Genomic DNA, 8,596 nt, shown 5'->3' on the forward strand with positions numbered 1-8,596 from the left:
GGGGTACGCCGCAATGGCGCAGACACACGTACGACGTTCCCGGCGGCCCGCGGGGGCCCTGGCCGCACTCTTCCTCGCCGCCGCCCTGGCGCTCACGGGCTGCGGCGCCAACGCCGAGGGCGGCAGCTCGGACGGCGCCGCCCAGAGCAAGGTCGACGACGCGGCGGGCCGGCAGGGGGGCGCGCTGAACGGCGAGAGCTCCAGTGACAGCGACAGCAAGGGCAGCGCCGCCGACGCCCCGGTCGACCCCGTCGTGAGCCACATCATCCGCACCGCCACCCTGACCGTGCGGGTCAAGGACGTGCCGAAGGCCCTGGACGAGGCCCGCACCACCGTCGAGAACGCGGGCGGGTTCGTCGGGAACGAGTCCACGACCCGTGACGGCGAGGACCGCGAACGCACCCGCGTCGTCCTGCGCCTGCCCACCGAGAAGTACGAGGAGGTCCTCACCGAACTGGAGGGCACCGGCACGCTGATCGAGCGCAAGACCAAGGCGGAGGACGTCACCGGCCAGGTCGTCGACGTGGAGAGCCGCGTCAAGACGCAGCAGGCGAGCGTCGCCCGCATCCGCGAGCTGATGGACCGGGCGACCAAGCTCAGCGATGTGGTCACCCTGGAGGGCGAGTTGAGCAGCCGTCAGGCCGACCTGGAGTCGCTGCTCGCCCAGCGGGAATCCCTGAAGGACCGCACCAGCCTCGCCACCATCACACTGTCCCTGTCCGAGACCGCGGTGAAGAAGGCGGACAAGGACGACGATCCCGGCTTCCTGGACGCGCTGGCGGGCGGCTGGAACGCGTTCGTCGCCCTCTTCCGCTGGCTGGCCATGGCACTCGCCGCGGTCCTCCCCTTCGCCCTGACCATCGCCCTCCTCCTGCTGCTGTGGTCCCGCTTCGCCCGCTCCCGCCGGCCCCGGCCGGCCACGGCATCGGGCCCGGCCACGGCCCCGGCGGGCACCACCGGCTCGCTCCCGGCCGCCGCACCGGACGCGGACGAGCAGGACAAGGAGTAGCGGGAAAGGGGTAGCGGGAGCAGGACCAGCCGGAACCGGAAAAGGACCAGCGGGGCTGAAACGCGGGGCCCCCGTAGCGTGTTCCCATGAACATGAACCGTGCTGAACGCTCCGATCCTTCGAGTCGTTCGAGTCGTTCGAGTCGTTCAAGGGAACGTCTGGTCGTCATCGGCGGCGACGCGGCGGGCATGTCCGCCGCGTCGCAGGCGCGCCGGCTGCGGGGACCCGGCGAACTGGAGATCGTGGCGTTCGAGCGGGGCCACTTCACCTCCTTCTCCGCGTGCGGCATCCCCTACTGGGTGGGCGGCGACGTCCCCGAGCGCGACCGGCTCATCGCCCGCTCGCCCGAGGAGCACAGGGCCCGCGGCATCGATCTCCGGATGCGTACGGAGGTCGTGGAGATCGATGTCGAGGGGGCACGCGTGCGCGCGCGGGACGTCGAATCCGGTGCCGAGTCCTGGACCGCGTACGACAAGCTCGTCATCGCGACCGGCGCCCGCCCGGTCCGCCCCGACCTGCCGGGTGTCGACTCCCCCGGTGTGCACGGGGTGCAGACCCTGGACGACGGCCAGGCCCTCCTCGACACCCTGGAGGCCACCCAGGGGCGCCGCGCGGTGGTCGTGGGCGCGGGATACATCGGCGTCGAGATGGCCGAGGCGCTCATCAACCGCGGGTACGAGGTCACGGTCGTCAACCGCGGCAAGGAGCCCATGTCCACGCTCGACCCGGACATGGGCCGCCTGGTGCACAAGGCGATGGCGGGCATGGGCATCACCATGGTCGACGACGCCGAGGTCACCGGGTTCCGCACCGGCGACGACGGCCGGGTCCGCGCGGTCGCCACCGAGGACGCCGAGTACCCGGCCGACGTGGTGGTCCTGGGCATCGGCGTGCGCCCCGAGACGACGCTGGCCGAGGCGGCCGGCCTGCCCCTCGGTGAGCGCGGCGGCCTGCTGACCGACCTCGCCATGCGGGTCCGCGGCCAGGACGACATCTGGGCCGGCGGCGACTGCGTCGAGGTCCTCGACCTGGTCTCCGGCCGCGAACGCCACATCCCGCTCGGCACCCACGCCAACAAGCACGGCCAGATCATCGGCGCCAACGTCGGCGGCGGTTACGCCACCTTCCCCGGTGTCGTCGGCACCGCCGTCAGCAAGGTCTGCGACCTGGAGATCGCCCGCACCGGCCTCCGCGAGAAGGACGCCGACCGTGCCGGTCTCCAGTACGTGACGGTCACCATCGAGTCGACCAGCCGCGCCGGCTACTACCCGGGCGCCGCCCCCATGACGGTCAAGATGCTCGCCGAACGCCGTACGGGCCGCCTCCTGGGCGTCCAGATCGTGGGCCGGGAAGGCGCCGGAAAGCGCGTGGACATCGCCGCCGTAGCCCTCACAGCCGGCCTGACGGTCGAACAGATGACCACCCTGGACCTGGGCTACGCCCCGCCCTTCTCCCCGGTATGGGACCCGATCCTGGTGGCGGCGAGGAAGGCGGTGGCGGCGGTGAGGTCGGCCGACTCATAACAAGGGCTGGGCCCCGGGCCGTTGAGGGGCGCGGGGCCGCATCGATCCGCGGCTCCGCCGCGTGGGCGCGACCAGCCACGACGATCCGGCAGCCGAGGAAGCCCAGCACCCCCACGGCGCCCCCCGCTCAGCAGCCCGGCTACATCGCCGACGTACCGGTGATCCGGTCGATCGCCTGCCGAGCCTGCTCAGCCGGCGGCCGAGCCGGCAAGGAGGAAACGGACGCGGACGAGGTCACGGCGGCCGGCGGAGCAGCCGGCGCCGTCGTCGGCTTCGCATGCGCCGCGCTCGCCCGCGCCGACCGCAACCGGTGACTCACCGCCTCGTCCAGGGTCACCGGCCGCTGCATCCGCGCCGCCAGCCGCCCGGCCTCCTGGCCGAGCGCGGCAACGTCTTCCCAGGGCAGCCGCACCACCAGGGAGATCTCGGCCTCACCGTCGGGAGTAGCGTGCATCGAAGGAGTAACTCGGTCGTTCATCGCCTGTTCCTCACCTAGATCCGCGGTCGAGAAGTCATACGCACGACCCGGCGCTCACGTTCACCGGCGCCGCGCACACTGATTCCGCGCCCGTATCCAGGGCACAAGTCCGTTGTGGTCATTCCCGTCCATGATGTGAACCCCGTGGGCCGTACGCCCTACGTGACCTACGCCCTCATCGCCGCGAGCGTCTTCGTCTTCGTCTTCATGCCGGGTCTCGCCGGCTCGGTGCCCGGTGACGGCGAGCTGGCGCGGCTGTGCCACACGCGGGCGTTCCTGGAGCAGTACGCGGCGGTGCCGCAGGAGTTGATCCACCATCAGTCGGCGCAGCTGGTGCCCACCGGCGAGTCGGGCCGCTCTGGCAGCTGCGCGATGGGCCCGCCGGGCTACGACAAGTCGCCCGCGCTGTCCGTCCTCACCGCGCTGTTCCTGCACGGCGGTTGGCTGCACCTGCTGGGCAACATGCTCTTCCTGCTGATCTTCGGCAACAACATCGAGGACCGCCTCGGCCATGTGCGGTTCGCGCTGTTCTACGTGGCGTGCGGTTACGCGGCGACGTACGGCTACGCGTTCCTCAACGCCGACTCGGGCGAGCCGCTGATCGGGGCGTCCGGGGCGATCGCCGGGGTGCTCGGCGCGTATCTCGTCCTCTACCCGAGAGTCAGGGTCTGGGTTCTCGTCCCGTTGCTGGTCTTCCTGCCGCTGCGGCTGCCCGCGTGGCTGGTGCTGGGCTCCTGGTTCGTGCTCCAGGCGGTGTACTCGTCCGGCGAGGGCGTCTCCGACGTCGGAACGGTGGCGTACGCGGCGCATCTCGTCGGCTTCGTCGCGGGCATGCTCCTCGCCTGGCCGCTGCGCCCCGGCACCCCGCCACCGCCCGAACCGCGCGCCCTGCTGTTCAAAAGACGCGCACGGCCGCGCTGGTGAGTCCGGCGGGAGCGGCGCGGGGACGGCGGCTCCCGTCGTTAGGTAATTTTGCGAATCGCGCGAAGCACACGCCTCGGTCTGGCGTCGGTTGCCGAACGATCGGCGACCGGCTCGTCGGCCGGCCAGATCCTGGGAGCCCATGTGAGCACGGCCGTCGTGGTGGGAAGTGGCCCCAACGGTCTTGCGGCCGCCGTCGCGCTCGCCCGGGAGGGCGTGGAGGTCACCGTCCTGGAGGCCGCCGACACGATCGGCGGCGGTACCCGCACCAGCGAACTGACCCCGGGCCTGCTGCACGACCACTGCTCGGCCAGCCACCCGATGGCCGTCGGCTCGCCCTTCCTGAGCACCCTGGGGCTGGACCACTACGGCCTGCGCTGGTGTCTGCCCGAGATCGACTGCGTACACCCGCTGGACTCCGGTGACGCCGGCGTCCTGCACCGCTCGGTGCGGGAGACGGCACAGGCGCTGGGCGGTCCGGACGGGGAGCGGTGGCAGCGGGTGTTCGGCCCGCTCGCCGAGGGCTACGACGCGCTCGCCGAGGACCTGATGGGCCCTCTGGCCCGGCTGCCGAGACATCCGCTGCGCCTGGCCGCGTTCGGGCCGGCGGCGCTGCTGCCGGTCGCGTCGGTGGCCCGGCTGTGGCGGTCGGAGACCACCCGCGCGCTGTTCGCCGGTGTGGCCGCGCACGCGTTCCGCCCGTTCCACCGGCCGGCGACCGCCGCCGTGGGGCTGATGATCATCGCCGCCGGTCACCGGTACGGCTGGCCGGTGGCCGCCGGTGGTTCCCGGGCGATCAGCGACGCGCTCGCCGCGCTGCTCGCCGACCTCGGCGGCCGGATCGAGACCGGCGTACGGGTGCGGTCCTCGGCGCAGCTGCCGCCCGCCGACGTGGTCCTGTTCGATCTCGCGCCGGGTGCGGTGGCCGACATCCTGGGCGACCGGCTGCCGGGGCGGGTCGCGCGGGCCTACCGCAGGTTCCGGCACGGTCCCGGCGCCTTCAAGGTCGATTTCGCGGTCGAGGGCGGCGTCCCGTGGACCGACCCGGCCGCCCGCCGGGCCGGCACCGTCCATCTGGGCGGACCGTACGCGGAGGTCGCCGGCACCGAGCGGATGATCCAGGCCGGCCGGATGCCCGAGCGGCCCTTCGTGCTCGTCGGCCAGCAGTACCTGGCCGATCCTCAGCGTTCGAAGGGCGACCTCCACCCGGTCTGGACGTACGCGCACGTCCCGCACGGCTACGACGGCGACGCCACGGAGGCGATCACCGGGCAGATCGAGCGGTTCGCCCCCGGATTCCGCGAGCGGGTCATCGACATGTCCGTCCGCTCACCGGCCGGCTTCGAGTCGTACAACCCGAACTACGTCGGCGGGGACATCGTCACCGGGGCCAACACCGCTCTCCAGCTCGTCATGCGGCCCCGTATCGCCCTCGATCCCTACAGCACCGGCGTGCCGGGCGTGTACATCTGTTCCGCCGCGACACCACCGGGCGCCGGCGCCCACGGAATGTGCGGAGCGAACGCGGCCGCCTCCGCGCTGCGGCACCTCGAAAAGGGCTCCCACGACCCTGGCTGAGCCGAATCCCCGAGTTCACGGCCAAGACGTCACTCCCGTCGGATCGACGACGGAAGTGACGTCTTTTTCGTTCCATCAATCCCACCCCATTCTCACGTGAACTGCGTCACACGCGGAATAGGTATTTTTCTCGATGAGGGAAATCGGTCGAGCGGGCATTGTTGTCTCCAGAAGCGCACCGGAGAAACAGGATTCCGGAAGCGCCTTTCGAAAGGAATCGAGAATGAGCCACATCGCAAAGGCAGTGGACCAGCTGGAGATTCCCCTGGTGGGTGTCGTCCTCACGTCCGCCCGCCCGACCCTGGGCACCCCGCGCATCGGCCGCGTGGCCAACGCCGGCAACGCCCTGAACGCGCTGGGCGGACTCGCCGACCTGGCTCAGGCCGCGGGCGGTGTCGCAACCGTGGTCGGCGCCGCCTGCGCCGTGGAGGCCAACAACGCCGCCGCGGACGCCAACCAGGCGGTCGCCAACGCGGCGAACGCGCAGGCCGCGGCGGCCGGCGGCGGCGTCTGATCCGCCCCCGCCTGATCCCATTCCGCCAGATGGGACCCGTCGGCTCGTAGCTCCCCGCGGAGCCGACAGGGGAAGTGCGTGCAAAAAACTGCCGGGCCAGAGGTGAGTTCTGGCCCGGCAGCGTGCTTTCAAGACAAGAAAAAGGTCTTCGGCCGAGACTATCACGAATAGCTGTCACGAATGGAGGTACCGTGAAATTCTCCGGAAAAATCCCTTCCGTCATTCCCGGAAGGATCACCTCTGCGGTGTTCGGACCGGCTCCCATCAGCCGGGATCGGGCCATGGGCCTGTCCGAGCGGCTGGCCGCCGTGTCCAGTCTGACGTCGTCCCTGGAGTACCTGACGCAGCGCAAGGACATGGACAAGGGAGGCATGAACGACTGGGAGGTCGCCAGGCAGTACCTGATGGGCGCCGGTCCCCTGACGCGCCGTCTGGTCGACAGTGTCAGCGGGGTACGGACCACGACGGCCCTGCACGTCGCCCGCTCCGCGGTCTCCGTCGGCATGCTGCTGCCCGGCAACTCCCGCTGGCGAGGCGCCGGCAGCCTCTTCCTCGGCGCCTCCTCCGCCCTGCTCTCCCCCCGTCATCACTACGGCGGCGACGGCTCCGACCAGGTGGCCACGCTGGTGCAGCTCGCCACCGGCACCGCCCGCCTGGCGCCGTCACCGGCGGCCAAGGACGCGCTGCTCTGGTACGCCGCCCTCCAGGCCAACATGGCCTACGCCGTGTCCGGCTGGGTCAAGCTGTTCGGCAAGCCCTGGCGGGACGCCACCGCGCTCAGCGGCGTGATGCGCACCCGCACCTACGGGCACGACGGCATGTTCCGCTGGACCCAGGGGCATCCCCGGACCGCGAAGGTGCTGACCCACAGCGTGCTGGCGCTGGAGTGCCTCTTCCCGCTCGCCTATCTGGGCGGCGGCAAGCTGACCCGCTCCATGATCACCAGCGCCGCCGCGTTCCACGTGGCCAACGGCTACTTCATGGGGCTCGGCAGGTTCGTCAGCGCCTTCCCCGCGATGCACCCGCTGGTCGCCTACACCTCCGCGCCCCGCTCCCACCCCGCCGTCGCCGGTCGCGACGACCGCGCCCTCGGCACCGCCCTCGCCCTTCTCGCGGGCGGTGCGGCCGTGGCGGGCGCCACCGCCGTACAGCGGTGCATGCGCACCACGGAGGGCTGGCACACCTCCCGCGTACTGACCACCCGGCACGGAAACCGGCTCCAGTACGAGGAGTACGCGCCGGGCGCCGACGACCAGCCGGTCGTCGTGCTCGCCAGTGGCCTGCTGTCCACCAGCGAGCACTACGCCTGGATCGCGGAACGCCTCTGCCACGAGACCCGGTACGGAGTCGTCGCGTACGCCCGTGCCGGATATGCCGGAAGCCGCCGCGGGGCCACCGGTTCCTTCCGCCTGTCGGAGTCCGTCCACGACCTCGTCGACCTCGTGAACGGCGCCGTCGACCCCCGGCGCAAGGTCATCCTCGTCGGCCACTCCATCGGCGGGGAGCTCGCGCGCCGCGCCGCCGCGCACCTGGGCGACCGGCTCCAGGGCGTCGTCTACCTCGACTCCTCCCACCCTGGCCAGCTGAACAGCGGGGCGGGCCTGGCCGACAAGAGCCTCACCGGCAACTTCGCCGCCATGAGCCGCGCCCTGCGCCTCGGCACCGGAATCCTGCTCAACCGTCCGGCATGGATCAACGAACTGCCGTTCGCCTACCGCAATAAGGTCTACGCCCAGTTCGCGGACGCCCGTATGTGGGAAGCCGCCCGCCGCGAATGGAAGGCGGTACGGGCCGACTTCCGGTCCTTCTCCGGGGAGCTCGGCCGGATCGAGGGGGTGCCCGGCCTGGTGATCTCCGCCCAGCAGACCGTGGACCGCACCCCGGAACAGCTGCTGCTCCACCGGGAACTCGCCAAGGCGCACGCCGGCACACGCGCCGAGACCGTGGTCATCGAGGGCGCCACGCACGAGACCCTGCTGATCAACAGCCGCTACGCCCACCAGGTGACGGACCGCATCATCGCGTTCTTCCGCGACGCCGACAGCCACGCCGCGGCCGCCGAACCCACCCGTCCGGTCACCTTCGCCAAGAAGCCCGTCCCCCTGAAGGAGGCCCTCCAGCTCCACGAAGGCCGCAACCGCGCCACGTTCTTCTCGCCGTACCCGGAGGCCGGCACCGGCCTGCAGAGCCACTCGCTCCTCGTCCCCGAGGAATCACTGTGGCACCTCTCCCACATCTGGTACGAGGCCGACGGCAGCACCCGCGTCGGCACCGAGATCTCCCGGCTGACCTCCCCCGAGGAGATCGACGCGTACGCCCGTACCGCCGGCCTGGAACCGGAGAACCGCTTCGGGGACTGGGACCCGGAGACGGAACCGCACCACGACCTGTCACCGTTCCTAAAGACTGAGCGGGAGTGAGTCCTGTTGCCAGAACTCATGCTCGGCCGAACGCCCCGGACGGTGTGGGGCGTTCTGGTCCACCGCGTTCGTTCCGCGTCCGGGCGGCACGGATCGTGTCCGTGGTCCGGGGATGCGGGGGCGGTATTCCTCACGCCCCGGGACCACCGGTGC

Annotated in this window: 7 protein-coding genes and 1 pseudogene; 6 read left to right on the forward strand and 2 right to left on the reverse strand. The window is 71.4% G+C overall.

From position 1 onward, the window contains the following. Positions 1 to 13 precede the first annotated feature (13 nt). The gene (locus I8N67_RS31835) at positions 14 to 1,009 is read left to right on the forward strand and encodes a DUF4349 domain-containing protein (RefSeq protein WP_200307711.1); all 996 of its coding nucleotides are present in this window, start codon (positions 14 to 16) and stop codon (positions 1,007 to 1,009) included. A gap of 86 nt (positions 1,010 to 1,095) precedes the next feature. Then, positions 1,096 to 2,532 carry an FAD-dependent oxidoreductase gene (locus tag I8N67_RS31840; protein ID WP_372443842.1) on the forward strand — a complete coding sequence of 479 codons (1,437 nt, stop codon included), beginning with the start codon at positions 1,096 to 1,098 and terminating at the stop codon, positions 2,530 to 2,532. Between the two features lie 139 nt (positions 2,533 to 2,671). Here the strand turns inward: I8N67_RS31840 and I8N67_RS31845 are convergent, their stop codons facing one another. Further along, a complete protein-coding gene (locus tag I8N67_RS31845) occupies positions 2,672 to 3,010 on the reverse strand; it encodes a hypothetical protein (protein ID WP_200307712.1) in 339 nt (112 codons plus the stop codon). 114 nt (positions 3,011 to 3,124) lie between these two features. On the opposite strand from I8N67_RS31845, the gene I8N67_RS31850 reads away from it, so the two are divergent. The 4 genes from I8N67_RS31850 (at position 3,125) to I8N67_RS44365 (ending at position 8,443) form a co-directional block, all read left to right on the forward strand. Next, complete coding sequence (locus I8N67_RS31850; protein WP_200307713.1) at positions 3,125 to 3,934, forward strand: rhomboid family intramembrane serine protease; 810 nt, start codon at positions 3,125 to 3,127, stop codon at positions 3,932 to 3,934. A 141-nt stretch (positions 3,935 to 4,075) separates the two neighbouring features. Next, on the forward strand, positions 4,076 to 5,509 hold the full coding sequence (locus I8N67_RS31855) for a phytoene desaturase family protein (protein WP_200307714.1): 1,434 nt from the start codon (positions 4,076 to 4,078) through the stop codon (positions 5,507 to 5,509). A 223-nt stretch (positions 5,510 to 5,732) separates the two neighbouring features. Beyond that, complete coding sequence (locus I8N67_RS31860) at positions 5,733 to 6,023, forward strand: hypothetical protein (protein ID WP_234046623.1); 291 nt, start codon at positions 5,733 to 5,735, stop codon at positions 6,021 to 6,023. Positions 6,024 to 6,304: 281 nt separating this feature from the next. Further along, entirely contained in the window at positions 6,305 to 8,443 is a 2,139-nt protein-coding gene (locus I8N67_RS44365; protein WP_372443846.1) for an alpha/beta fold hydrolase, read from the forward strand. Here I8N67_RS44365 and I8N67_RS43215 read toward each other — a convergent pair. Then, positions 8,423 to 8,596 (reverse strand): annotated as a pseudogene (locus I8N67_RS43215) (IS200/IS605 family accessory protein TnpB-related protein); the annotation flags it as partial. The gene I8N67_RS44365 and the pseudogene I8N67_RS43215 sit on opposite strands and share 21 nt — an antisense overlap.

The organism is Streptomyces adelaidensis (genome assembly GCF_016598475.1).
Classification (GTDB): domain Bacteria; phylum Actinomycetota; class Actinomycetes; order Streptomycetales; family Streptomycetaceae; genus Streptomyces; species Streptomyces adelaidensis.

Bases quoted from the DNA above. Each gene is read 5' to 3' on its own strand.
- I8N67_RS31845 (WP_200307712.1), bottom strand. From the start codon at position 3,010: ATGAACGACCGAGTTACTCCTTCGATGCACGCTACTCCCGACGGTGAG.
- I8N67_RS31860 (WP_234046623.1), top strand. From the start codon at position 5,733: ATGAGCCACATCGCAAAGGCAGTGGACCAGCTGGAGATTCCCCTGGTG.
- I8N67_RS44365 (WP_372443846.1), top strand. From the start codon at position 6,305: ATGGGCCTGTCCGAGCGGCTGGCCGCCGTGTCCAGTCTGACGTCGTCC.
- I8N67_RS31835 (WP_200307711.1), top strand. From the start codon at position 14: ATGGCGCAGACACACGTACGACGTTCCCGGCGGCCCGCGGGGGCCCTG.
- I8N67_RS31840 (WP_372443842.1), top strand. From the start codon at position 1,096: ATGAACATGAACCGTGCTGAACGCTCCGATCCTTCGAGTCGTTCGAGT.